This is a genomic window from Kitasatospora sp. NPDC096147, assembly GCF_044763225.1.
Classification (GTDB): domain Bacteria; phylum Actinomycetota; class Actinomycetes; order Streptomycetales; family Streptomycetaceae; genus Kitasatospora.
The window spans coordinates 333,600-357,191 of sequence record NZ_JBIWFX010000002.1; the positions used below are offsets into that span (position 1 = coordinate 333,600).

Sequence of the window (23,592 nt, forward strand, 5' to 3'; positions counted from 1 at the left end):
ACACGGTCTGCTCGCATTGCAGTCCGAGTAAATTGATGAGGTGCCAGCTCTGGCGTCGATAGGCTCGTGCCGTGGCCTACATCGTGACGCTGACGGCAAGCGAGCTGAACTCCATCCGGGAGAAGTTGAGGATCGAGCAACGGCTGACGAAGGCACTGCCCAGGGCGGTCAGACCGGTTGAGCCGTCTCTGAATCGGCCCATGGTCCTGCTACTGAGCGAGGCCGCCACAACGACCGGTCAGCGAATCAGGCACCTGATGTGGCTCGGCCTCGTGGCGCAGCAAAACACGGTCGGTGCCGTCGACAGGAGCATCACCATCGACCCTCTCCGCGAGTGCATGGAGACGATTCCGCTCGACGGGCACTACGGCCTTCTCAGCCGCCTCCCTCCCGATTTCCGGGACGAGTTCGAGCAGGCGTCTCAGACTGGTGTGGTCGGCATGTGCAGTCACACCTTGTGGGAGGCCATCGATGGTGCGCTTCGTGAAGCCCATCCGGGGGTCATCGGTCTGCTCGACTGGCTCGCGGCCCAGGCGAACCCGCCTGTTCTGGACAGCAGTGACGCGGCCGACCGGTCATGGCAGGAACAACAAGATGCGACACGCAGCGTTGTGCGTATCTCCGATTTCCCCCTGTCCGCCCTCGCAGCATGGCAGCGCCCGCCCTCACGACACGACCCGTACTTGGCCGGCCTCATTCCCCAGCCAGTGGAGCACAGCCTGATCGACCATGACGTCCGCGCTTCAGGGGAGGCCTTCGGCCTGTTCAGCGAGTGGGAGGACGGAGTGGGAACACGCTGCGACGTGCATGTGCTGCGAGACGCTGGCGGCCGATACCTGGAGGTGGCGAACGTCAATGCCACCCCGGTCGAGTCCCGCTTCGGCACCGACATGATCTACTACCACGAGCCGACCATGAGCTTCACGTTCGTCCAGTACAAGCGTCTCGATGCACGCAAGGGGTCGATCCGGGTGGACAAGCGGTTGAGGAGCCAGCTCGACCGGCTCGACGAAGTAGCGAAGCTGAGCAGCCCACCGTCCCGCCCCAGCGACTGGCGACTGGGAAGCGACTCGTGCTTCTTGAAACTCGCTTACTGGCCTCGGGACCCAGAGAGTTTCACAGGAGGGCTCACTCCTGGCATGTACCTCCCGATCTCCTACGTGCGTCTGCTCTTGGAGGACGACTGCACCCGTGGTCGGGAGGGAAGCGAAGCTCGCCTGCTCGGCTACGACCAGGTGGAACGCCACCTGGTCAGCACCCAGTTCGTCGAGCTGGTCAAGCACGGCTTGGCCGGGACGGTCGGAACCACGGCCGAGCAACTCCGGGCCCTCGTCCAACGCCGAGTCAGCACTGGTCACAGCGTCGTCGTCGCCACAGAGTTCAGCGAGGAAACCGCCATCGAGCGCCAGCGGCGCACTCGAAGCCGAGCATCCAAGGCCCAGCGGTACTTCCACAAGGCGCAGAAGCCGGAGCCCCTGTTCGAACTGGACTGATCGCCACCCGCGCAGCTGCGCCGCTACCTAAGGTCACAAGGTGTCTACGTTCCAGGTCAGACTGTGATAGGTGAAAAAGTATTGACCGGGGTGACCAGGGTGCCGAGGCGGATCCGCTCGGTGGCGGTCGCGGCGGCCGCCAGGGTCGGGACGGCCCCGAACCAGGCTCGTCCCGGAAGGAACGCCAGGAGAGGTGGTCGTAGGTGTAGGCGGCGTGGAAGCCGAGGTCCTCGGCCCGCCACCAGATCTTCTGACCCTCGCTCCACCGGTGGATGGGGAGGATCACGGTGCTCAGTCGCATGGCATCGACCTTAGTGCGCCGGGGCACCCTGACTACGTCGCCTAATTTCAGGTACCTAGCGACGGCGGGGCGGATCACCAGCGGCATCGGCGCCGGCAGTAGCGGCTTCGACACCACGGCGCTCAGCCACAAGGCGTGGGTGCCGAAGGAGCAGGTGGACCAACGTGCTCGTGTCGTGCTCAGCGAGGGATCGATCTTACCGTGGGGCACCTTCCGCACGGCCGCGGAGGCCCGGAAGCTCCCAGATTGCCGTTCGCCGTGGCCGCGACGGGCCTGCGCGGACTGAAGCTGGTCCTGTAGTACGAGCAGGGATGGCTGACGATGGGCGACCCGAAGCAGTACGAGACGGGCACCCCGTAGCGGGCGGTGGAGGCGTTGCGCGGGCAGATCGAGAGCACGGCGCGCACCGGGCTCCAGCCGCCAGCGCGAGCTTGGCTTCACCGCGATAGTCGGGCAGCGCAGCGGGGCTAGCCTCGAAAGATCGAGGTTAGTGACTGGCGGTGATCAAGGCGATCAAGGCAAGGCAGATGAGACCAATACGTAGGGCTCGTATTGCGCGGTTCGCCCACACATATTTCCTATTCGCGACGAGAGAGTTTGCGTGGACCTGAAGCGCAATATGATTGGTGATCTCTTCGCTGTTTCCCGTAAGCGCAGCCAGCACCTGCGCATATGTCGGCGCGTCGTACTCGTATTGACGCTTGACGTCGCCGTAGAATAGAAGGTTCGTTGGACTGTGCTCAGCCTCAGCTTGTGCCGGCTCGGTCTCGCCTTCGCTACGAGGCGCATTGCGCCTCGGCCGCATGCCGCGCAACTTCGCGCGCAGCTCACCAGGCAATGGAGGTTTCAGCTGAGGCGCAAGAGCGGCCATGGCAAACAGTCCGGAGAGAAAGATCATGAGACCGCCGACAACTGCGACGACGTCAAGGATGATGCCGGGGTTGCTCTGGTCTTTGAGCAAATTGTAGGCGACCCCACCAGCAACACCAGCAGCGGCCAGAGTCGCGGCGCTTTTGGTCTCAGCGTGCTTCACCCAGTCGTTTACTAGATTCAGTGCCTTCCATGCGTGCTCCGGCTGCAGGGTATTCGGACTGGGGACATCCTCCCCGACCTCCCCGTCGGTCGAGGGGTCCTGCTGCGGCATCACGAGGACAACCCAGCACGTCGCGCCCGCAGCGCTTGACGTTCCTGCTGTGCCTTCACCCAGATCGCCTCACGCATCTGAGCCGACGAGGCTGCCCGTTTCAGATGATCGACGTCGTTGCGCTTCTTCTCGCCGCGCAGAACGGCCGCGCAATATTCCTCCCCGTGGGTGGCGCACCACGTGGAGGACAGCACGCGCCCTTGAGCCTCTGGGTCTCCGTCAGGAAGTCGATCGATGGTGTGGTCTCCCCAGAGGGTGTCAGACGGTCCGTCTCCGCAAGGGCAGGTGTAAGCCAGGTAGTCATTCTTCTCGACGCGGTCCCACACGCTGCCAGTCACAGTCATGAGGTGTCGATCAACCGACTGTGCTGCCTTGGCGGCGTAGTTGACAGCCTTGCCAGCCCAAACCGGCTCCTGCTGATTTAGGTTACGGGGCGTACCGACCCGCTTGACGAGGAGACGGCTGGAGGCGACGCCAACCTTGTATCCGGTGCTGGGCAGCTGGGAGTCATTCGGCCATCGAGCTTCAAGACGTTCCACCAAGTCAACACTGAACGTCTTGACGGTGATCCCGGCGGCCAGCGCACGCTCGTATCGGAGGTCCCCCCAGAAGAGAGCGAACGCGCCGTCGCCCTGAATCGCCAGGAAGTCGGCCTCGAACTCGTCGAAGATCCTTACGACTCCACCGGTGCTGGCCTCGTAGATACTGGCCGTACTCGCAGCCCACTTTGCGGTGCCCAACTTGGTTGAGCCCTTCAAGTCCGCCACCACGGCGACCGCGTCGGCAACCTTGTGCCACTTCCTCGCTGTGATCGGAAGCGCCGACACATCGAGGTCGTGTCCCTTGTCCACCACTTCTGGGGTGGACGCGAACTCGTCCTTCGCCTTCTGGTCAAGGTCCTTGAGCAGGTCCTCGAGTCCCACCTCAGTCACGGACAGCCCTCCCACTCGCCGATGCTGTTCCTACGCTACGGGAAGGGGCCGACAGAGCCGGGCGAATACGGACGGCGCCAGCCAGCCGAAAGTCGAGGCGGTGTGAACCTACGAACTCCGCGAGACCCAGCACTCCGTCCTCAACCAAGCGTCCCTATTCGGGTGCACCGTTGTCGGGGACGAAGCGCGACGTTCACGGGGCCGCGACTCTGCGAAACACCGCTGGCAAAGCCGTGTTTCCGCAGGTCAGCGCGTGATGCATCAACGCGGCTTGACCGAGGTGACCAGGGTGCCGAGCCTGATCCGCTCGGTCGCGGTGGCCGCCGCAGTCAGGGTCGGCAGCGAGCCGAACCACGGCGCGTCCCGGAAGCTCCGCCAGCTCAAGTGGTCATAGGTATACGCGGCATGGAACCCGAGCTCCTCGGCCCGCCGCCAGATCTTCTGCCCCTCGCTCCACCGGTGGATGGGGAGGATCACGGTGCTCAGACGCATGCCTCGACCCTACGCGAGCGCCACGGGCTCGGCTGCTCGCACGGCGAGTCGTCGTCCGAGCGAAACACGGTGGGGCTACGACCTCTTCGGTTTCGCCGCCAGTACGTCGGCCGCCCCGGTGGCTAGGTCAAGAGCCATCGCGGCGGACACGGCTCCTCAGAAGAACGTCTTGTCCCCACTCGTCGGTGACGAGGCCTCGGACCGCGTTCCCGAAGCCGTTCGCGACCCGCTGGTACCCGGCGTCCCCGGCGAGCAGGACGTCACCGTTGTCCGCTGGCAGCAGGGTCTCCTCCGTCTCGAAGGCACTGCCGACCAGCACGACGGGCCGGCCGATGCGTTCGACGAAGAACCGAATGGTCCTGGCGAGGGCTTACGCGCTCTCCAGTGTTCTCTCCACCGACGTCGTGACCTCCACCTCGGAGGTTCGCCGGCGCCAGGTCACGGTGAGTTCACCGTAGTTATCCAAGAACTGCCGGAGCTGAGGCGTGACTTCGTATCGGTCCTCGGCGTAGCGTCGGCAGGCTTCCTCGACATCCACCGTCTGCGCATCGAGTTCCGCAGCTCCCGACAGATGCACGAATCAGCGGCCGTCCATGGGTGCGGTTCATCCCGTCAGGGCCTCTCCTCCCAAGTCGGGTGTCCACGCCTTGCAGTTGTCGCACACCAGCAACTTCCTGGCCAAGGTGGGCTCTGCCCCAGATCGGACGCGCGGCAGGCAGACGGCGGAGGGCTTGCCCGTCGAGTCCGCTCCAAGCGCCAGGTAGAACCTTCGGCAGGAGGCCGGCCGGAGTGTGCATACCGGCGGTATGCTTGCTTCATGGCAGCTACCACGCGCATCACGGTCACCCTGCCCACGGAGCAGGTGGCTGAGTTGAAGAAGCTCACCGACAACGTCTCCGGCTACGTCGCGGAAGCGGTGGCCCGGCAGATCAGACATCAACTGGTCGCGGAAGAACTCCGCCAGTACGAGGAACAGCACGGCGCTTTCACGGATGAGGAGCTTGCCGCCGCGCACGCGCGGATTCTGGGTTCGTCCGAGCCGGGCAGCGGAGCGACTGCCGCGTGAGTGTGCGGATCGAGACCGTCGTGCTGGACTCCCAGGGAATGTCCGCCTGGATCGCGCAGGATCGGGAGCTGCTCGCGATGATCAAGGCATTCCACTCGATGGGGGCCGGTCTGGTCATCGGCGCCAACACCATCGTGGAGGTCTCGCACGCCAGAGCGAACACCGCCCGGATGAACTGGGTGCTCTCACAGGTCAGGATCGAGCCCGTGACCGAGCACGCGGCCAGAGCCTCCGCGGCGCTTCTCAAGCAGGCGGGTCTGCACGGTCACAAGTACGCCATCGACGCCACCGTCGCCGAGATGGCACTCCGTCAGCCAGGCCCGGTGGTCATGCTGACATCGGACGTCGACGACATGGCCAGGCTCTGCGGTGATCGGATCCGGCTCATCGCCATCTGATCCGAGGGCGGGTCAGGGTATTCATGATCCGCATTTCCGCAGATCGGGATGCGATGGGTGAACGAGGCTCGACCGAGGTGACCAGGGTGCCGAGCCTGATCCGCTTGGCTGCGGTGGCCGCCGTCAGGGTCGGCAGTGAGCCGAACCACGGTGCGCGTTTGGAAGCTCCGCCGGCTCAAGTGGCCGTAGGCGTAAGCCGGGTGGAAGCCGAGGTCCTCGGCTCGACGCCGGGTATTCCGTCCCTTGCTCCGCTGGTGGATGGGGAGGAGCACGGCGCCCGGTCGCATGGCACCGGCCCTGCGCAGGACGGTCGGGAGAAGCGGGGAAGGTCGGACGCTCCGTCAGGCTTCTGACCGGGTCTCCGGGAAGTAGGCCGTCCCGGAGGTGTCGGCGTCGTGCCCAGCAGTGCGGCGAGGGTGGTGGCCTGGCCGTCGTCCAGCGGGAAGCTGGAGCCGATCAGGTCGGGGTGGTCACGGGACAGCCGTCCGGCGTCGGCCGTGGTAAAGCCGACCGGGAGTTCTCACTCGTCGCAGGCACGGACGCGTCCACCTGGGGCAGGTGCCCTCGGGTCGCGTGCCGTGCGGGCCGGGCAGGCCGTCCTCTGCTCAGGTTGCCACGATGACACGTCCGGCGGCGCTGGTCTGCTTGCCGGCGATCCCCGTGGCGACGTCGTCGGCGTGGGTGCTCACCGGCCGTTCGCCGCCTGTGAGTTGTCGGCGTTCCGGGTCAGATCAGGGCTGCGGCGGTGAGGGCCAGGGCGGAGCCGGCGAAGACGGTGCTGTGGCGCAGGTGCTGGAGGGTGCGGGTCCAGGCCGGGAAGGCGGATTCGGCGGCGCGGAGGAAGGCGGGGACGTCGATGGTGAGGAGTTCGGCGTCGCCCTTGCGGCGGAACGCGGCCCGGACGGACTTCGCGGCGCCGAGCTGGCTCTGCAGGATCAGCAGGTTGGCCAGGAAGGCGATGGTGGAGAAGACCCAGGTGAGGGTGGTGCCGAGCGGGTGGCCGGCCAGGTTGAGGCCGGCGGCGAGCAGGCTGGCGGCGGCGAAGGAGCCGGGCGCCCACCACTCGTGGCCGCTGGCGTCGAAGCGGAGCCTGTTCTCGGCCAGCACCTCGGGGCGGACGCCCTGGCGGCGGAGTTCGGCGCGGGCGGCGGCACCCGCTGCCGCGCCGAAGCGGTGGCGCAGCAGCGGGATGGAGGCGAAGGCGGCGGCGACCAGGATCTGAGCGGTGGCGGCGACGGCGGCGAGAGTGTGCACGGTGGCTCCCGGGTGGAGTGGCGGCGGACTTGAACGCTGTGCAAGTCCCGATGGCCAGTACTCTAGGGCCGAACTTGAACGCTGTGCAACTACCTTCTTGAACTTTGTGCAGGAGCACGCCCGCGCCCTAGGGTGGAGGCCATGCCACGCAACACGCTGACCCGCGAGCAGATCGTCCGCACCGCCGTCGAGCTGCTCGACGAAGAGGGCCTGGAGGGCCTCAACATGCGGGCCCTCGGCAGCCGGCTGAAGTCGGCTGCCACCGCCGTCTACTGGCACGTCAAGAACAAGGACGACCTGCTGGTGTTGGCCGGTGACCTGGTCTGGGACGAGGTACGGCTGCCGGACCTCGAGGCGGTCTGCTGGCGTGAGGCGGCCGAGCTGATGGCGGGTGACCTGCACGCGATGTTCGGCCGCCATCCCTGGCTGGTGCAGGCCTTCGCCACCCACCTGTTCCACGGCGTTGGCAAGGCCCGGCACGACGACCACACCCTGGCCGTCTACGAGCGGGCCGGCTTCGCCGGGTCGCAGGCCGATCGGGCCGCCGCCGCCGTCTTCACCTACGTGCTGGGCAACGCGGCGCCGGCCGCGGCCACGGCCTCGCTCACCCGCCGGATCGAGCGGGACGGGGGTGACCCGGAGCAGGTGTTCGGCAAGGTGATGGCGGAGGCGGCGGAGGCGTCCGCCGGGCTTCCCCGTCTCCGGGCCCGGATCGACTCGGCGGCCGACTACGCCGGAGCGCCGGACGACACCTTCGGGTTCGGGTTGCGGGCCCTGCTGGACGGGATGGCGGCGGGGCTCCCCGGAGGGCGCTGAAACCGGGCCGGTGATTGCGGTTCGATCACGGTGTGTCCGGTTGGGTGGGCATTGTGACGGAAGGTCGGAGAAACCGGCTTGGAGGTGGGGGGAGGGCAAACCATAATCCGTGCATTCACACGTGACGGTCCGCTTCGGTGGGGAGCGGGGGCCGCGCGTTCGCATCATCCCGGGGAGTGACTTGTCCGCGTCCGAGCACGCGTCGGAACCCGTGCCCGAGAACGCCTCCGGTGAGGGGGTCGGGCCCGAGGGTGGAGTGGCCGAGGGGGTGCGGACCGGCCGTCGGATGCCGCGCGCCCTCGGAGTGGGCCTGGCGGTGGCCGGGCTGCTCGCCGTGACGGCGGCCAGTGCGACCGTCACCGTGCTGGTCGGGAAGCCGGACGGCGGGAAGGCGGTGGCCGCTCCCGTGGCCCCGTCGACCGGGTCGGCCGCCCCGGGTGCGAGCGCTTCGCCGAGCACGTCCGCGTCCGCGAGTGCCACTCCGAGCCAGAGCCCGAGCCCGAGCCAGAGCCCGACGTCCAAGCCCAAGCCGTCCTCGACGCTGCACGGCACGGTGGACGGTGCCACGCACGGCGGCGACCTGCGGTTCTTCCTGCTGCCGATGCCGGAGGGCGCCGAGTCGTACGGCCCGGCGGACGGCGTGAAGTTGAGCAAGGACGAGGTGGCGGAGCAGTTCTCCAACGCTGCGGAGATGGGTGAGGTGCTCGACTCCTACGGGTACCGGAACGACGCGGCCTTCCGCCGCTACCGCACCGCCGACGGGCAGCAGGAGGTGGACGTCCGCCTGCTGCGCTTCAAGTCGCGGCAGATGGCGAAGGAGTTCGCCGGCGGCATGGAGACCGACCGGGGCGAGAGCTTCGCCATCGACGGCGATCCGGACGGGCGCGGCATCATGCTCAAGCCCGAACAGGAGGCGTGGACCGGGGAGATGCTCGGCATCTCGTCGGTCGGCGACGTCGAGTACGAAGTCACCGTGTACGTGAAGGGCACGCCGGACAAGGCGGCGCTGCAGGACGCGATGAAGCGTCAGCGAGAGAGGCTGTCCTCCGGTGGCTGAGCCGAGCAACACGTCTGGTGCGGCAGGGAGTTCGGACCTGCCGCAGGTCCCCGGGGCCGCCGGGATCGCCGATCCGTCGGTGAATCCGGAGACCCTGGACGCCCGGGAGGTCCCGGAAGCCCCGGAAGCCCTGGACGCCCCGGAAGCCCTGGGCACCCAGGAAGCATCCGAGTCCGCCGAGCCCGCCGGGCCGCGCCGCCGCGTCCCCACCGCCGTCCTGCTGCTGGCCGCCCTGTTGGTCGGCCCGCTGGTCGGTGGTGCGGTCGGCTACGCGGTGCAGAACGGCCGCCCGCCCACGCCGCTGCCCGCGCTGGTGGTCCCCTCGCCGGTCTACCCGACCGCTCCGGCGGACCCGAACGCGGTGGCCGAGGCGGCCGTCACACCGCTGAAGATCGACGGCGACCTGCGCACCCTGCTGGTGCCCCGGCCGGACGGTACGAAGGAGTGGGACGACGGCTTCTGGTCCAACACCGGTTGGCACTCGGTCGGGGAGAAGGCCTACGGGGTCGGCGACTCCGCCGCGTACTTCCGCGAGTTGCTGCTGACCGGCTTCCGGCGCGACGCGGTGGTGGGCTGGGAGAAGAACGACGTGCAGTGGCAGGTCGAGCTGATCCAGTACCACTCGGACAAGGCCCGCTCCGCGCAGCGCGAGGCCGAGGACTTCGAGCCGGACGGGGTCCCGCTGCCGCTGCCGGACATCACCGGGGGCCTCTACATGGTCCCGGAGAAGCCCCGCACGTACGTGCAGAGCACCGAGAAGTACTACTACGGACTGGCATCCGCCCGGCGCGGCGACCTGGTGATGCGGATCTCCGTGTACTCGCCGTCCCCGATCAACCGGGACGAGCTCACGAGCGTCGCCAAGCAGCAGTGGGAGCGGCTGGTATGAGCATCACCGACGACCCCGGACTCCCGGGTGAGCACCAGCAGTTGATGACGCAGCAGGCGCAGCAGGCGCAGCTGACGGAGCTGACGAAGCCGACGGAGCCGAAGGCCGGTCGGCAGTTCGCGCTGCGGGCCGGGGCCGCCGTGGTCGCGGCCGCAGTGGTGGGCGTCGGCATCGGGATCGGCATCCTGCGGACGCAGTACCCCGAGCGGAGTGTGGTGGCCGCCCCGGTCGGACAGCCCTCCGCCCTGCCGTCCGCGAGCGCCTCGCCGAGCCCGTCGTTCGGCACCCGGGAGAACGGCAGCCACTTCGGGTCGCTGCGCGACCTGCTGCTGCCGCTGCCGGACGACCACCGGGTCGGGCCGGACGCGGGCGCCTACGGGAACGACACCGAGCTGACCGAGGAGCAGCGGAAGGGCTGGGTCGAGGACCAGATCCGCGACCTCCCGGAGAAGCTCCGCGACCGGTTGCGCCAGGACTGGCAGGAGACGCCGCTGACCGGCGCCGGGGTGCGCAGCTACGTGGCGGCCGACCGTTCGTACGTGGTGACCATCTGGTTGCTGAGGTACCACCAGGAGGCGGTGAAGGCGGACACCGCCTGGCAGAACGTGCTGGGTTCGGACTCGGGGCTGTACCGCCTCGGGCCGAACGTGGCGGGGCACGACCAGGCCCGCTGCTTCCTGCCGTCCGCCGAGCCCGGTGCGGAGATCGACCACCTGATCTGCTCGGCGGCCGAAGGCGACCTGCGGGTCGAGATGGAGGTGGAGGGCGTGGCCCCGCTGCCGAAGGAGAAGACCGTGGACCTGTTCAGCCGTCAGCTGGACCGGCTGGCCCGCCCGGGAGCATCCGCATGACCGAGCCGACGACGGACCAGAGCACGCCGGACGCGCCGCAGCCCGACGCGGCCCGGCCGGACGCACCGGCGACAGTCCCGGTGGAGCCGGTCACCGGACCCGGGCCGATCGCTGAATCCGAGCCGATCACTGAACCCGGTGCCGACCTGGTGGTGGCGGCGCCCCGCCGTCCCCGTCGGAAGGTGCCGGCCCGCTGGGTGGCGGCCGTGCTGGTGGCGCTGCTCGGCGGGGGCGCCGCTGCCGCCGGGGTGCTGGTCCAGGAGCGGACCGACCTGCCCGGCCTGCGCACCCCGAACGACGGGCGCTACGTCTTCCCGGAGCTGACGCTGCCTCCGCTCCCGTCCGGCAAGCCGGCCCCGGGCGCGAGCACGGCCGGCGGGCGTCACCACGCCGACCTGCGGCAGCTGCTGCTGCCCGCACCCGTCGGGGTGGCCGCACCGGCCGACCGGAAGAGCTGCACCGACTACGCCGCACTGTCGAAGGAGCCGGCCGAGACGCGTGGCCTGTTGCTGCAGAACGCCTGCCGCGAGGCGGTGCACCGCAGTTGGACGGCGGCCGACGGCATCCGGACCGAGCTCTGGCTGCTGCGCTTCGGCTCCGAGGACGAGGCCAACGCCCACTACCTGAAGATGAACGACCACGAGCCGAAGGACCACCCCGGGCTGGAGGCGAGCAGCGAGGTCCTCGACCCGGCGATGAAGAGCGGCTCCACGGTGCAGGTCAGCACGGCCAAGGCGGGCGGGACGGACGAGCCGGTCACCAGGGTGGTGTACCTCCAGCGCGGGGACGTGGCGGGACTGGTGTTGATGAGCAGTCAGGACGGTGTGCCGGGCCAGGCGTTCCGCCAGGTCGGCACGGGGCAGTGGGCGATGCTCGGCGGCTGAGCCGCCGCGTGCGCCGGCCGGCCGTCCGTCCCCTAGGGGACGGACGGCCGCGCGTCATCCTGGGGTAGGGGTGGCGGTCCTCTCGCGAGCTCATTCCCCGCCGGGCGCCGGACCACTAGGTTGGGACGGTGTCCACCACTGTCATCAAGACGGACGCCCTCACCAAGAAGTTCCCCCGGGTCACCGCACTGGACCAGCTCACCGTAGAGGTGCAGCCCGGTGTGGTCGGTCTGGTGGGGGCGAACGGGGCGGGCAAGTCCACACTCATCAAGATCCTGCTCGGGCTGGCCCCGGCGACCTCCGGCACGGGCCAGGTGCTCGGCCTGGACATCGCCACCGAGGGGTCGGCGATCCGCGAGCGGGTCGGCTACATGCCCGAGCACGACTGTCTGCCGCCGGACGTCTCCGCGACCGAGTTCGTGGTGCACATGGCCCGGATGTCGGGCCTGCCGCCGGCCGCCGCGCGCGAGCGGACCGCCGACACGCTGCGCCACGTCGGCCTGTACGAGGAGCGCTACCGCCCGATGGGCGGCTACTCGACCGGCATGAAGCAGCGCGTGAAGCTGGCCCAGGCACTGGTCCACGACCCGCAGTTGGTGCTGCTGGACGAGCCGACCAACGGCCTCGACCCGGTCGGCCGGGACGAGATGCTCGGCCTGATCCGGCGGGTGCACAGCGACTTCGGCATCTCGGTGCTGGTCACCACCCACCTGCTGGGTGAGCTGGAGCGGACCTGCGACCACCTGGTGGTGATCGACGGCGGCCGGCTGCTGCGCTCCTCCTCCACCGCCTCGTTCACCGAGGCGACCCAGCTGCTGGCGGTCGAGGTGACGGACCGTCCGGACGACCCGGCCTACGACGCCGACGAGGCCGTCCGCGAGCGGCTGGCCGCCGCCGGTCTGGTGGTCCGTCAGGACGGCGCCAAGATCATGCTGGTGGAGATCGCCGGGGACGAGACCTACGACACCGTCCGCGACGTGGTGGCCGATCTCGGCCTCGGCCTGGTCCGGCTGGAGCAGCGCCGCCACCGGGTCTCCGAGATCTTCACCACCGACGCCACCGCCACGAGCGAGGCCACCGCCGCCACCGTCACCGACGCCAGCGAGACCACCGGAGGCCGCGCCGATGTCTGAGCACCTGCCCCCGGGCACCGCCCCCGCCGACACCGGGGTGATCCACAACATCGGCTACCGCAGCTACCAGGGCCCCCGGTTGGGCCGGGGCTACGCGACCCGGTCGCTCTTCGTGCAGAGCCTGCGCGCCGCCTACGGGCTGGGCCGCTCCGGCAAGTCCAAGGTGCTGCCGATGCTGGTGGCGGCCGGGCTGGCCGCCGCGGCCCTGGTGATCGTGGCGATCGGCCTGTTCCTCCAGGACACCCTGGCCACCGACCTGCTGCCGGTGGACTACGCGCAGTTCCTCTCCGGCTTCGGCGTGCTGGTGCAGATCTTCGTGGCTGCCCAGTCCCCGGTGCTGATGTCGCGGGACCTGCGGCACCACACCGTGCCGCTGTACTTCTCCCGGCCGATCACCCGGGGCGACTACGTGCGGGCCAAGTTCGCCGCGATGACGGCGGCCATGCTGCTGATGACCGTCACCCCGCTGCTGGTGCTCTACCTGGGCTCGATCCTGGGCGGCCTGCCGCTCGGCAAGAACACCGGCCACTTCCTCCAGGGCCTGGCCGTCGCGCTGGTCACCTCGGTGCTCTACGCCGCGCTGGGCCTGGCGATCGCCGCGCTGACCCCGCGCCGGGGCTTCGGCGTGGCCGCCATCATGGGCCTGCTGCTGGTGAGTTCGGTGATCGCGACGATCGTCTACGTGCTGATCGGCGGCAACCGGATCGACCCGCCGGAGTCCGCGCACTGGGCCTTCCTGCTCTCCCCGAGCTCCGCCGTCGAGGCGATGCTGAACCAGCTGCTGGACATCAAGACGGCCGGGCCGCTGACCGCCCCGGGCGGGATCGGCGTGGTGGTCTTCGCGCTGGTCGTGGCCGCGATGATCGCCGGCTCGTACTGGGCGCTGCTGCGCCGCTACCGGAAGATCTGAGGGAACGTCATGGCCGTCATCACCATCGACAAGGTCTCCCGCTGGTTCGGCAACGTGGTCGCCGTCAACGACGTGAGCATGGAGATCGGGCCGGGCATCACCGGTCTGCTCGGGCCGAACGGCGCGGGCAAGTCCACCCTCATCCACATGATGAGCGGCTTCCTGTCACCCTCCGCCGGGGCGGTCACCCTGGACGGGGCGCCGATCTGGCGCAACCAGGAGGTCTACCGCAAGATCGGCCTGGTGCCGGAGCGGGAGTCGATGTACGACTACCTGACCGGCTGGGAGTTCGTGCTGGCCAACGCCGAGCTGCACGGTCTGGCCGATCCGGGCGCGGCGGCGAAGAAGGCGCTCGGCCTGGTCGAGATGGAGTACGCCCAGGAGCGGAAGACCGGCACGTACTCCAAGGGCATGAAGCAGCGGGTCAAGATGGCCTCGGCGCTGGTGCACGACCCCGAGGTGCTGCTGCTGGACGAGCCGTTCAACGGCATGGACCCGCGTCAGCGGCTCCAGCTGATGGAGCTGCTGCGGCAGTTCGGCTCGGCCGGGCGGACGGTGCTGTTCTCCTCGCACATCCTGGAGGAGGTCGAGCAGCTGGCCCGGCACATCGAGGTGGTGGTGGCCGGCCGGCACGCGGCCTCCGGTGACTTCCGGAAGATCCGCCGGCTGATGACCGACCGTCCGCACCGCTACCTGGTCCGCTCCAGCGACGACCGCAAGCTGGCCTCCGCGCTGATCGCGGACAGCTCCACGGCCGGCATCCAACTGGACTGGCACGAGCGGGCGCTGCGGATCGAGGCGATCAACTTCCCGCAGTTCACCACCCTGCTGCCGAGGGTCGCCAAGGAGGCCGGGATCCGGCTCTACACCGTCTCCCCGGCCGACGAGTCCCTGGAGAGCGTCTTCTCCTACCTCGTCGCCAACTGACGCCCCGTCGCACCCGAAAGGCTGACCCCTGTGAACCTGACCGTCGCCAGGCTGACCGTACGCGGTCTGCTGGGGCGCCGCCGTGGCCTCCTGCTGCTGGCCGCGCCCGTGCTGCTGCTGGTGATCTCCGTGATCGCCCGCAGCGGCAGCGAGGACAAGCACCAACTGGCCACCACCATCCTCGGCCAGCTCTCGCTGGGCACCCTGGTGCCGCTGCTCGGCCTGATCGTCGGCACCGGCGTGATCGCCACCGAGATCGACGACGGCTCGATCGTCTACCTGCTGGCCAAGCCGCTGCCGCGCTGGCAGATCATCACCACCAAGCTCGCGGTGGCCGTGGTGACCACCTGGGCGTTCGCCGCGCTGCCCACCCTGTTGGCCGGCTACGTGCTGGTCGGCGGGGAGGACGGCCTGGCGGTCGGCTACGCCGTCGGCACCCTGGTCGCCGGGGCCGCCTACAGCGCGATCTTCCTGCTGCTCTCGGTGGTCACCCGGAACGCGGTGGTGGCCGGCCTCGGCTACGCGCTGATCTGGGAGAGCCTGATCGGCAACTTCGTGGACGGTGCCAAGACCCTGAGCGTCCAGCAGTGGGGCCGCAGCCTGGCCGAGTCGGTGGCCGCCGAGGGCGCCATCGACGCCACCGTCGCCCTCTCGGTCGCGGTACCACTGCTGATCGCGGTCATCCTGGGGGCCACGGCCCTGGCCGCGGTGAAGCTGGCCGGTCTGACCCTGGCCTCCGAGGAGTGACCCGCGAGCACCACACGAGAGAGGGGCCCCGGCATCAGCCGGGGCCCCTCTCTCGTGTGCTCGGGCACCCACCCGAACCCTTCGGGGGCGGCCCTTGGGCCACCTCCCCCGACGGCCGCGCGGCGCCCCCGAAGGTGAAGCACATGCTCACACCGGGTGGATCACCGCCAACACCCCCGTTCGGCGGGGTGTGGAGGGGGGAGTGGCGTGCTAGACGACCTGTCAGCTAGGGGTGCCGAGAAAGCCGGGTGCGGTGCGGGCAGGGCCTCGTCAACCGTCTCGCGGGACCTCGGTGGGGCAGTTGTAGGATGACCGGGCAAGAGGTTGTAGGATGACTGTCGTCCACTGCTGCGAACCCCCGGAAGGAGCCCCCTGATGACTGCGGACGGGCTGCAGGCCGCCGGGCGGCGTTCGCTGGTGGACGTGACGATCGAGCAGCTGCGGGAGCAGCTGAGTGCCGGCAGCTGGCCGGTCGGGGCGCGGATCCCGACCGAGCACGAGCTGGCCGAGCGGCTCGGGGTGGGGCGCAACACCGTGCGGGAGGCGATCCGGGTGCTGGTGCACGCGGGGATGCTGGTCTCCCGTCAGGGCGAGGGCACCTTCGTGACCTCGACCACCGACCCGGCCGCGGTGCTGCGCGGTGTGCAGCGCTCGGGCGTGCGGGACGTGCTGGAGGTACGGGCCGCACTGGAGGCCGAGGCGGCCCGGCTGGCCGCCGTGCGGCACACCCCGGAGGACATCGCCCGGATGCGGGCGGCGCTGGCCCGGGAGGCCGAGATCATCGCCACCGAGCCCGACCGGGCCGGCCGCGAGGCCACCGTCGAGCACGACCTGGAGTTCCACACCGCGGTGGTCGAGGCCGCGCACAATCCGGCACTGACCGAGGTCTACCGGTACTTCGGCGCCTCGGTGCGCGAGTCGATGCGGACCGCCTTCGGCGACCACGAGATGCCCGAGGTGGTCGTGGCCACCCACGAGGCGCTGGTCGACGCGATCGAGAGCGGGGACCCGGAGCTCGCCGAGGCCGCCTGTCGGCGGCTGCTCGCGGAGCCGACGGCCGCCGTGGAGCAGCTGCTCGCCGCCATCGCCGCGCGGAAGTGACGACCGGTCAGGCCGGTCCGTAGCCCGCGCACCCTCCGCCGACCCGGTTGCCGTCGTCGGCCCCCATTCCCCGCTCCCCGTTCCTGCCCTGCCCGGAGAACACCACCGTCATGTCGGTCACCCACGCCCAGTCGCAGTTCGCCGCCCCGACGCTCCGTACCCGCACCAGGCTGGCGCACCCCGCGCTGATGCTGTTCGGCATCGTGCTGGTCGCGCTCAACATGCGGGCCTGCCTGGCCGCCGTCTCGCCGATCTCCAAGGAGATCGCCGCCACCTTCGGCCTCTCGGCCACCGCCAGCGGCATGATCACCACGGTGCCGGTGCTCTTCCAGGGCCTGGGGGCGCCGCTGACGCCCCGGCTGACCCGGCGCTTCGGTGCGGAGAAGGTGGTGCTCGGCGCGGTGCTCACGCTGGGCGCCGGTGTGCTGCTCCGGGTGCTGCCCGACGTCGTGGCGCTGTACGCGGGGTGCATGGTGATCGGGGTCGCCATCGCGGTGCTGAACGTCTCCATGCCGGGTCTGGTGAAGCGCGAGTTCCCGGCGAAGGCCGCCACCATGACCGGCGTCTACTCCACCACCATGCTGGTCGGTGCCACCCTGGCGGCGGCGACCTCGGTGCCGCTGGAGCGGCTGCTCGGCGGCGGCTGGCAGGGCTCGCTGGCGGCCTGGTCGGTGCTGGCGGCGGTGGCGGCGGTGGCCTGGCTGCCGCAGGTGCTGAAGTCCCGTCAGGAGAAGGCCGTGGTCGCGGCGGCGCCGACCGGCACGCCGATCGCGAACCTCTGGCGGAACGGGCTGTCCTGGCGGATCAGCGTCTTCATGGGCGTCTCCTCGCTGATGGTCTACACGCTGGTCGCCTGGATGCCGACCATCCTGGTGGACCACGGCATGGCGAAGGGCGAGGCCGGTCTGGTCTTCGCGTTCAGCAACCTGGTGCAGGTGGCCGGGGCCTTCCTGGTGCCGATGGTCGCCGGCCGGATGACCCGTCAGCGCGGGCTCGCGGTCGCGATGGCCGTGCTCAACGGCGTGGGCGTCACCGTGCTGCTGCTGGCCCCGGTCTCGGGGGCCTGGCTGGCCGCCGGGGTGCTCGGCATCGCCCAGGGCGGTTCGCTCGGTCTGGCGCTGGCCTTCATCGTGCTGCGCACCCGCAGCGCGCTGGGCGCGGCCCAACTGGGCGGCATGACCCAGGCCGTGGGCTACCTGGTGGCGGCTGCCGGGCCGGTCGGCGCGGGCGCGCTGCACGAGCTGACCGGCGGGTGGGAGCTGCCGCTGGTGCTGCTGCTGGTGCTGGCGGGGGTGGCGGCGGTGGCCGGCTGGGGCGCGGGGCGCAACCAGACGCTCTGAGCGCGGTAGCCGGTAGCCGGTCGGGGTGTCGGTGCCGGTGCCGGTACCGAACACGGCGACGCCGACGCGGGCCGTCGGGCTCCGGCGGGGGAGCGGTCGGCGGGAGCCGCCGACCTGACACGGTCGGCGTGCGGTCCGGCGGACGGGTCGGGGCGAAGCCGCCCGTAAGGACCCTTCGGGTGCCTACGGTTGGCGCCATGACTGCTGACGCCTCCCTGGCCACCGCCCAGGTCTCGCTCGGCGACCCCGAGGTCCGCTTCCCGCTCTGGCCCGCGCTCACCGCGGGCTGCCCGGTCACCAGTACGCCGGAGACCGGCTACCCGGTCGAGGTCGACTACGACTACGCCGCCGTCCCGGCCGGGCTGTTCGAGCAGCCGGTCGGCCCGGGGCTGGACCGCTGGGCCCCGCTGCTGCCCCCGCTGGACGCGCCCACCCTCGGCGAGGGCGGCACCCCGCTGCTGGCGCTCCCCGACGGCACCCTGCTCAAGGACGAGTCCCGGAACCCGACCTGGAGCCACAAGGACCGGCTCAACCGCGTCACGGTGAGCGCCGCCGTGCACCAGGGCGCGGCCGGCGTCGTGGTGGCCTCCTCCGGCAACCACGGGGCCTCGGCCGCCGCCTACGCGGCCCGGGCCGGGCTGCGCTGCGTGGTGCTGGCCTCGGCGGGGTCGCCGCCCGCCGTGCAGTCCTTCCTGAACGCCTACGGCGCGGTGGTGCTGCCGGTGCCGGTCGAGGCCCGCTGGCCGCTGCTGCGGCAGATCGCCGAGCGGACGGGCTACCACCCCGTCAGCAACCACACCCGCACCCACACCGGCCACGGCTTCGGCGCCGAGGGTTACAAGACGGTGGCGTACGAGCTGCACGCCGAGGTCGGCACCCCGGCGGCGGTGTTCGTGCCGACGGGGTACGCGGAGCTGCTGTACGGCGTGTGGAAGGGGTTCGCCGAGCTGCACCGGCTGGGGGTGGCGGCCTCGGTGCCGAGGCTGTTCGGCTGCGAGCCCGCCGCCGGCGGCCCGCTGGCGGCGGCGGTGCGGACCGGCGCCCCGGCGGCGGTGGTCGAGGTCGGCCCGACCGAGGCGTACGCCATCGACGTCACCAACGGGGGACACCGGGGCGTGCGGGCGGTCACCGCGAGCCGGGGTGGCGCGCTGCTGCTGACGGACCGGGAGGTTCGGGCGGCGCAGCGGGAGTTGGCGGCGCAGGGGCTCTGGTGCGAGTTCTCCTCGGCGATCGGCCTGGCCGGGCTGCGGTAGCAGGGCGGGCCGGACGCCTTCGACGGCCCGGTGGTGGTCCTCTCCACCTCCAGCGGCTTCAAGGACCTGCGGGTGGGCGCCGAGCGGGTGGCGGCGCTGGATCCGGCCTGGGAGGTGGTCGCGGCGCGGCTGGCGGCGGCCGGCGTCGGACTCTGACGGTTCACCGGGAAGGAACCGCCTGGCCGTACCCTGCGTTTCTCCGTTCGCCGTTCCCCTTTCCCTTCCCGGAGTTGGAGTACCACCCCATGGTGTTCAAGAAGCTGCTCGGTGCCCTCGGTGTCGGTGGCCCGACCGTCGACACGGTGCTGTCCACGCCCGTGGTGCGGCCCGGCGGCCTGATCGAGGGTCAGGTCCACCTGACCGGCGGCAGCCAGGAGGCGAAGGTCAACGCGATCACCCTCGACCTGGTCGCCCGGGTGGAGATCGAGCACTCCGAGGGGGAGGCGAACGGCCTGGCCGGGTTCGCCGGGCACCTGGTCACCGGCCCGTTCACGCTGGCGGCCGGCGAGCAGCGGGCCCTGCCGTTCTCCTTCCCGGCGCCGTACGAGATCCCGGTGACCGAGCTGGCCGGGCAGCACCTGCACGGCATGGCGCTGGGCGTGCGCACCGAGGTGGACATCGCCGGTGCCCGGGACAAGGGCGACGCGGACCCGCTCGGGGTGGAGCCGCTGCCGGTGCAGCGCGGGCTGCTGGAGGCGTTCGCCGCGCTCGGCTTCCGCTTCCACAGCGCCGATCTGGAGGCCGGGCGGATCCACGGCACCGGGCAGCAGCTGCCGTTCTACCAGGAGATCGAGTACCTGGCCGCGCCGCAGTACGCGGACCGGTTCGGCGCGCTGGAGCTGACCCTGATCACCTCGGCCGAACGGGTCGAGGTGGTGCTGGAGTTCGACCGGAAGAGCAGTGACGTGATCAACCACCACGTGGTGGAGCACGCGGCGGCCGGGCAGGACCTGACCGGGCTGGTGGACGGCTGGATCCAGGAGGCGCTGGCCAAGGGCTCGTACGGGCACGGCGGCGGGCACGGTCACGGCGGTGGTCACGGCGGCTTCGGCGGCGGGCTGGTCGCCGGGGCGGCGGTCGGGGCGGTCGGTGCCCTGGTGGTCGAGGAGTTCGTGGACGAGGTGGTGGAGGAGGCGTTCGAGGACGCCTTCGAGGACGTTTTCGAGGACTGAGCGGCCGTCGGCCCGTCCGGACGCGATCGTCCGGACGGGTACGGTTCGGTTCTGAGCGGGGCGGCGGGCCTCGGGGTTCCGTCCAATCGGGAGCCCGCCCCGTGACTCGGGAATGTTGCCTTTATATGCTCCGCAGAAGCGCTCTCCGGCTGTATGCGGTCCTTCCGGGCCGCCGGGGCCCCGAGGCGAAGCTGACGGAGTAGTACCTGGCTGCTGGTGGAGGGTGTGCGAATGTCTGGCCAGAGGCCGGGGTCCCCGGACCACGCCGAATGGTGGCGCGACGACGCCGCTTACGGGGGGGCCTATCAGGACCCCTACCAGCAGGCGTACCCGCAGCAGGGGCAGTACCCCCAGCAGCAGATGCCCCAGCAGTACCCGCAGCCCTACCCGCAGCAGGACCAGCAGGGGTACTACCAGGGGCAGCAGCAGGGTTACCAGCAGCCCGATCCCTACCAGCAGCAGTACCAGCAGGTGCCGCAGCAGGTGCCCCCGCAGGAGCGGGCCCCCCAGCCGCAGGCCCCGGCCCCGGAGGCCGGACCGGAGTCGGTGCCGCTCCAGCCGACCGGTGGCCGGGCCGAGGCGCGCCGGGCCCAGCAGGCGGCAGCCGCCGCCGCCCTGGCCGCCGAAGGGGCGGGCGGGCCGGGCGGCCCCGGTGGGCCGGGAGCCGGGCAGCCGCCGGCCGGGCCGGGGCGGGCCGCCAGCCGGGCCGCCGCGAAGGGCGGGCAACAGGGCAAGGGTGCGGCGGGCAAGGGTGCGCCGGCCAAGCGCAGCCGGAAGAAGGTCGTCGCCCTGGTGGCGGCCGGGGCGATGGCCCTGGTGGTCTGTGCGGGCGGTGCGCTCTACCTGAAGTTCAACGGCAACCTCAACACCTTCGGCAGCGACGGTCTGAACGAGGACCGCCCGGACGCCGCCGCGCCGGACGCCAACGGCAACACCCCGCTCAACGTGCTGCTGATCGGCTCCGACTCGCGGGCCGGCGAGAACGCCAACCTGGGCGGCGGCGAGGAGGGCGGGGCGCGCTCGGACACCACGATCCTGCTGCACGTCTACGCCGACCGGAAGCACGCGGTGGGCGTCTCGTTCCCGCGTGACGCGCTGGTCACCCGCCCCAAGTGCAAGCTCCCGAACGGGAAGTGGACCAAGGAGGAGACCGGGGTCATGTTCAACTCCTCCTTCTCGGTCGGCGGCACCGAGGAGGGCAACCCGGCCTGCACCCAGAACACCGTGGAGAAGCTCACCGGCCTGCGGGTCGACCACACCATCGTGGTGAGCTTCCAGGGCTTCGCCGCCATCACCGACGCTGTCGGCGGGGTCAACGTCTGCCTGCCGAACGCCATCTCCGAGGGCGACCTCAACCCGAACCTGCACCGCAAGGGCAAGCAGATCTTCCCGAAGGGCGAGCAGAAGGTCTCCGGCCAGAAGGCGCTGGACTACGTCCGGCTGCGGCACGGCATCGGCGACGGCTCCGACATCGGCCGGATGAAGCGTCAGCAGGCCTTCCTCTCCTCGCTGATCAAGGACGTCAAGGCGAAGGGCATGGACGCCGGGACGCTGCTCCCGCTGGCCGACGCCGCGACCAAGTCGATCACCGTGGACGAGGCGCTCGGCTCCCCGGCCAAGCTGCTCTCCTTCGCGCTGCAGATGAAGAACATCGACCTGAAGAACATCAAGTTCATCACCCCGCCCTGGCGCTTCGAGGGCTCCCGGGTGGCCTTCCAGAAGCCGGACGTGGATCTCCTCTGGAAGGCCCTGAAGGACGGCCGCACGCTGGACGGCCAGGACGCCAACGCGCCCGCCGCGGGCGGAGCTTCGCCCGCCCCGGCGCCGTCCGCCGCCCCGTCCACCCCGGCCCCGGCCCCGTCCGCCCCGGCGCCGGTGAAGGGGGCCGGCGTGCGGGTGAACGTCTACAACGGCACCACCACCGCCGGGCTGGCCACCGGGGCGGTGGCCAAGCTCAAGGACTCCAAGTTCACCGTGGGCAGCACCGCCAACGCCGCCACCCAGAACCGCACCGAGACCACCGTCGAGTACGGCCCCGGGCAGAAGGCCAACGCCCAGCTGGTGGCCGACCTGTTCCCCGGTGCGACCCTGGAGTCCTCCACCAAGGCCGGGATCAACCTGGTGCTCGGCCAGGACTACGCCGCCGCCAACGGCGGCTCCCCGGCCGCCGGCGGTGGCGCGGCGGCCACCCCGACCGCCCTGCCGAGCACCATCTCGGAGGCCGCCCGGTCCGCCGACGCACCGGCCTGTTCCGACCTGTCCTACGGCTGACGCCAGGTCAGTCCGCGCGCCGGGTACGGGTGCTGTCAGGCCGTCAGGCCGAGGGCGGCGTCCAGCCGGGCCGCCCGCTCGGTGAGGTCCGCCACGCCGATCGGGGCGGCCAGGCCGGGGTCGATCCCGGCCACCGCCCGGTGGACGGCCTCGGTGAGGTGCACGGTGCCGTCCGGGTCGATCCGGTCGACGCCGTCCCCGGCGGCCATCCGCTCGTTCCAGGCGACCGCCTCGTCCAGGGTGAGTCCGGGCGGCAGGTCGGGCAGCACCGTGCCGTCGGCGATCCGTACCGGCAGTCCGCCGGGCAGGCCGCCGGGGGAGGCGGTCGAGGTCCGCAGCGGTGCGCCGCCGGGCAGCAGCGCCGTCAGCACTGGCAGGGCCGCCGCCGCCGTCACCAGGTTGTACCGCGGCCCGGGGGCCAACGGCGGTGCCAGGTAGGCGAGATCGTCGGCCCGTTCGCCCTGCTCGCCGAGGTGCACCCGGCAGCGCAGGGCCGGATCGGCCGGGGCCTCGGAGCGCATCACCCCGTACACCTGCGCGTGGTGGGCCAGCACCCGGACCAGCGGCAGCTCCCCCTCCGGCCGCCCCGCCCGCAGCGCGGCCCGGACGCGTAGCCGGACCATCCCCGCATTGCCCAGCCCGACAGTCGGGGCCAGTCCGAGCCGGGCCAGCACCGGACCGGTGACGTCCGGGAACGACAGGTTCACCACCGGGCCGGCGTACTCCGCCAGTCGGACCCCCCGCATCACCGAGAGCACCAGCGGCAGCTGGTACGGCAGCCGGAGCGCCAGCCCGGCGGCGGCGACCGCCTCCGCCGCCGGGTCGGTCCTCCCGGCGGTGGCCCACGGGCCGCGCACCGCAGCGGAGTTGACCAGCAGGACGGGCCGTTCGGCGGTCAGCAGTGCGGCCACCTCCTCCGGCCGGGAGGCGTCCAGCCGCACCGACTCCACCCGGCAGTCCCGCGCGCTCCCGACCGCCGCCGCGACCGCTCGCGCCGCCTCCCCCCGGCCGGCCACCAGCACCCGCCGCACCGCCCCGGACGCCGCCAGCCCGTCCACCAGGCGCTCGCCCATGTCACCCGCACCGATCACCAACACCGTGTCCATCCGCCGAGGTTAGTGGCCGCCACCGACGGAGCGGTGTGCCTTTGGGGGGTGCCCG

The 23,592-nt window shown here is 70.9% G+C and carries 20 protein-coding genes and 3 pseudogenes; 17 read left to right on the forward strand and 6 right to left on the reverse strand.

Annotation, left to right across the window (positions count from 1 at the left end; translation table 11 throughout):
• Positions 1-71: 71 nt before the first annotated feature.
• Positions 72-1,493, forward strand: coding sequence for a hypothetical protein (locus tag ACIRBX_RS07000; RefSeq protein WP_402294193.1), 1,422 nt, complete (start codon positions 72-74; stop codon positions 1,491-1,493).
• A 59-nt stretch (positions 1,494-1,552) separates the two neighbouring features.
• On the opposite strand, the pseudogene ACIRBX_RS07005 reads toward ACIRBX_RS07000, so the two are convergent.
• The 4 genes and pseudogenes from ACIRBX_RS07005 to ACIRBX_RS07020 all read right to left on the reverse strand — a co-directional run.
• A pseudogene (locus ACIRBX_RS07005) lies at positions 1,553-1,794 on the reverse strand (LLM class flavin-dependent oxidoreductase); the annotation flags it as partial.
• A gap of 487 nt (positions 1,795-2,281) precedes the next feature.
• Positions 2,282-2,938, reverse strand: a complete 657-nt coding sequence (locus tag ACIRBX_RS07010; RefSeq protein WP_402294195.1) for a Pycsar system effector family protein — start codon at positions 2,936-2,938, stop codon at positions 2,282-2,284.
• Positions 2,938-3,870: a hypothetical protein gene (locus ACIRBX_RS07015; protein ID WP_402294197.1), complete on the reverse strand. Its 933-nt coding sequence runs from the start codon at positions 3,868-3,870 to the stop codon at positions 2,938-2,940. Before ACIRBX_RS07015 ends, ACIRBX_RS07010 begins: the two co-directional genes overlap by 1 nt.
• Positions 3,871-4,146: 276 nt before the next feature.
• Positions 4,147-4,362, reverse strand: a pseudogene (locus ACIRBX_RS07020) (LLM class flavin-dependent oxidoreductase); the annotation flags it as partial.
• 817 nt (positions 4,363-5,179) lie between these two features.
• On the opposite strand from ACIRBX_RS07020, the gene ACIRBX_RS07025 reads away from it, so the two are divergent.
• Positions 5,180-5,428, forward strand: a complete 249-nt coding sequence (locus tag ACIRBX_RS07025) for a hypothetical protein (RefSeq protein WP_402294199.1) — start codon at positions 5,180-5,182, stop codon at positions 5,426-5,428.
• Positions 5,425-5,826, forward strand: a complete 402-nt coding sequence (locus ACIRBX_RS07030) for a DNA-binding protein (protein ID WP_402294201.1) — start codon at positions 5,425-5,427, stop codon at positions 5,824-5,826. The genes ACIRBX_RS07025 and ACIRBX_RS07030 overlap by 4 nt, the downstream gene beginning before the upstream one ends.
• A 726-nt stretch (positions 5,827-6,552) precedes the next feature.
• Here the strand turns inward: ACIRBX_RS07030 and ACIRBX_RS07035 are convergent.
• On the reverse strand, positions 6,553-7,080 hold the full coding sequence (locus tag ACIRBX_RS07035) for a hypothetical protein (protein WP_402294203.1): 528 nt from the start codon (positions 7,078-7,080) through the stop codon (positions 6,553-6,555).
• A gap of 141 nt (positions 7,081-7,221) precedes the next feature.
• On the opposite strand from ACIRBX_RS07035, the gene ACIRBX_RS07040 reads away from it, so the two are divergent.
• From ACIRBX_RS07040 to ACIRBX_RS07105, 14 genes and pseudogenes are all read left to right on the forward strand, one after another.
• Positions 7,222-7,896 (forward strand): TetR/AcrR family transcriptional regulator, encoded by a 675-nt coding sequence (locus tag ACIRBX_RS07040; RefSeq protein WP_402294205.1) that lies wholly within the window; start codon positions 7,222-7,224, stop codon positions 7,894-7,896.
• A 211-nt stretch (positions 7,897-8,107) separates the two neighbouring features.
• Complete coding sequence (locus ACIRBX_RS07045) at positions 8,108-8,953, forward strand: hypothetical protein (protein WP_402294207.1); 846 nt, start codon at positions 8,108-8,110, stop codon at positions 8,951-8,953.
• The gene (locus tag ACIRBX_RS07050) at positions 8,946-9,842 is read left to right on the forward strand and encodes a hypothetical protein (RefSeq protein ID WP_402294209.1); all 897 of its coding nucleotides are present in this window, start codon (positions 8,946-8,948) and stop codon (positions 9,840-9,842) included. Before ACIRBX_RS07045 ends, ACIRBX_RS07050 begins: the two co-directional genes overlap by 8 nt.
• Positions 9,839-10,693 (forward strand): hypothetical protein, encoded by an 855-nt coding sequence (locus tag ACIRBX_RS07055; protein WP_402294211.1) that lies wholly within the window; start codon positions 9,839-9,841, stop codon positions 10,691-10,693. Before ACIRBX_RS07050 ends, ACIRBX_RS07055 begins: the two co-directional genes overlap by 4 nt.
• The gene (locus tag ACIRBX_RS07060; protein ID WP_402294213.1) at positions 10,690-11,577 is read left to right on the forward strand and encodes a hypothetical protein; all 888 of its coding nucleotides are present in this window, start codon (positions 10,690-10,692) and stop codon (positions 11,575-11,577) included. Before ACIRBX_RS07055 ends, ACIRBX_RS07060 begins: the two co-directional genes overlap by 4 nt.
• Before the next feature lie 128 nt (positions 11,578-11,705).
• Entirely contained in the window at positions 11,706-12,710 is a 1,005-nt protein-coding gene (locus ACIRBX_RS07065) for an ABC transporter ATP-binding protein (RefSeq protein WP_402294215.1), read from the forward strand.
• Positions 12,703-13,620 carry an ABC transporter permease gene (locus tag ACIRBX_RS07070; protein ID WP_402294217.1) on the forward strand — a complete coding sequence of 306 codons (918 nt, stop codon included), beginning with the start codon at positions 12,703-12,705 and terminating at the stop codon, positions 13,618-13,620. Before ACIRBX_RS07065 ends, ACIRBX_RS07070 begins: the two co-directional genes overlap by 8 nt.
• A 9-nt stretch (positions 13,621-13,629) precedes the next feature.
• Positions 13,630-14,547 (forward strand): ABC transporter ATP-binding protein, encoded by a 918-nt coding sequence (locus ACIRBX_RS07075; protein WP_402294219.1) that lies wholly within the window; start codon positions 13,630-13,632, stop codon positions 14,545-14,547.
• Between the two features lie 30 nt (positions 14,548-14,577).
• Positions 14,578-15,294 carry an ABC transporter permease gene (locus ACIRBX_RS07080; protein WP_402294220.1) on the forward strand — a complete coding sequence of 239 codons (717 nt, stop codon included), beginning with the start codon at positions 14,578-14,580 and terminating at the stop codon, positions 15,292-15,294.
• Positions 15,295-15,669: 375 nt separating this feature from the next.
• Positions 15,670-16,395 carry a FadR/GntR family transcriptional regulator gene (locus ACIRBX_RS07085; RefSeq protein ID WP_402294222.1) on the forward strand — a complete coding sequence of 242 codons (726 nt, stop codon included), beginning with the start codon at positions 15,670-15,672 and terminating at the stop codon, positions 16,393-16,395.
• A gap of 110 nt (positions 16,396-16,505) precedes the next feature.
• Positions 16,506-17,735 (forward strand): MFS transporter, encoded by a 1,230-nt coding sequence (locus tag ACIRBX_RS07090; protein ID WP_402294224.1) that lies wholly within the window; start codon positions 16,506-16,508, stop codon positions 17,733-17,735.
• A gap of 197 nt (positions 17,736-17,932) precedes the next feature.
• Positions 17,933-19,144, forward strand: a pseudogene (locus ACIRBX_RS07095) (pyridoxal-phosphate dependent enzyme).
• A gap of 89 nt (positions 19,145-19,233) precedes the next feature.
• Positions 19,234-20,160, forward strand: coding sequence for a sporulation protein (locus ACIRBX_RS07100; protein WP_402294225.1), 927 nt, complete (start codon positions 19,234-19,236; stop codon positions 20,158-20,160).
• 231 nt (positions 20,161-20,391) lie between these two features.
• Entirely contained in the window at positions 20,392-22,431 is a 2,040-nt protein-coding gene (locus ACIRBX_RS07105) for an LCP family protein (RefSeq protein WP_402294227.1), read from the forward strand.
• Positions 22,432-22,466: 35 nt separating this feature from the next.
• On the opposite strand, the gene ACIRBX_RS07110 is transcribed toward ACIRBX_RS07105, so the two are convergent.
• Positions 22,467-23,537 (reverse strand): saccharopine dehydrogenase NADP-binding domain-containing protein, encoded by a 1,071-nt coding sequence (locus ACIRBX_RS07110; protein ID WP_402294229.1) that lies wholly within the window; start codon positions 23,535-23,537, stop codon positions 22,467-22,469.
• Positions 23,538-23,592: the final 55 nt, after the last annotated feature.

Excerpts from the sequence above, each read along its gene's own strand:
- ACIRBX_RS07025 (WP_402294199.1), top strand. The coding sequence starts at position 5,180 with ATGGCAGCTACCACGCGCATCACGGTCACCCTGCCCACGGAGCAGGTG.
- ACIRBX_RS07055 (WP_402294211.1), top strand. The coding sequence starts at position 9,839 with ATGAGCATCACCGACGACCCCGGACTCCCGGGTGAGCACCAGCAGTTG.
- ACIRBX_RS07060 (WP_402294213.1), top strand. The coding sequence starts at position 10,690 with ATGACCGAGCCGACGACGGACCAGAGCACGCCGGACGCGCCGCAGCCC.
- ACIRBX_RS07040 (WP_402294205.1), top strand. The coding sequence starts at position 7,222 with ATGCCACGCAACACGCTGACCCGCGAGCAGATCGTCCGCACCGCCGTC.
- ACIRBX_RS07110 (WP_402294229.1), bottom strand. The coding sequence starts at position 23,537 with ATGGACACGGTGTTGGTGATCGGTGCGGGTGACATGGGCGAGCGCCTG.
- ACIRBX_RS07105 (WP_402294227.1), top strand. The coding sequence starts at position 20,392 with ATGTCTGGCCAGAGGCCGGGGTCCCCGGACCACGCCGAATGGTGGCGC.
- ACIRBX_RS07100 (WP_402294225.1), top strand. The coding sequence starts at position 19,234 with ATGGTGTTCAAGAAGCTGCTCGGTGCCCTCGGTGTCGGTGGCCCGACC.
- ACIRBX_RS07010 (WP_402294195.1), bottom strand. The coding sequence starts at position 2,938 with ATGCCGCAGCAGGACCCCTCGACCGACGGGGAGGTCGGGGAGGATGTC.
- ACIRBX_RS07070 (WP_402294217.1), top strand. The coding sequence starts at position 12,703 with ATGTCTGAGCACCTGCCCCCGGGCACCGCCCCCGCCGACACCGGGGTG.
- ACIRBX_RS07090 (WP_402294224.1), top strand. The coding sequence starts at position 16,506 with ATGTCGGTCACCCACGCCCAGTCGCAGTTCGCCGCCCCGACGCTCCGT.
- ACIRBX_RS07085 (WP_402294222.1), top strand. The coding sequence starts at position 15,670 with ATGACTGCGGACGGGCTGCAGGCCGCCGGGCGGCGTTCGCTGGTGGAC.
- ACIRBX_RS07075 (WP_402294219.1), top strand. The coding sequence starts at position 13,630 with ATGGCCGTCATCACCATCGACAAGGTCTCCCGCTGGTTCGGCAACGTG.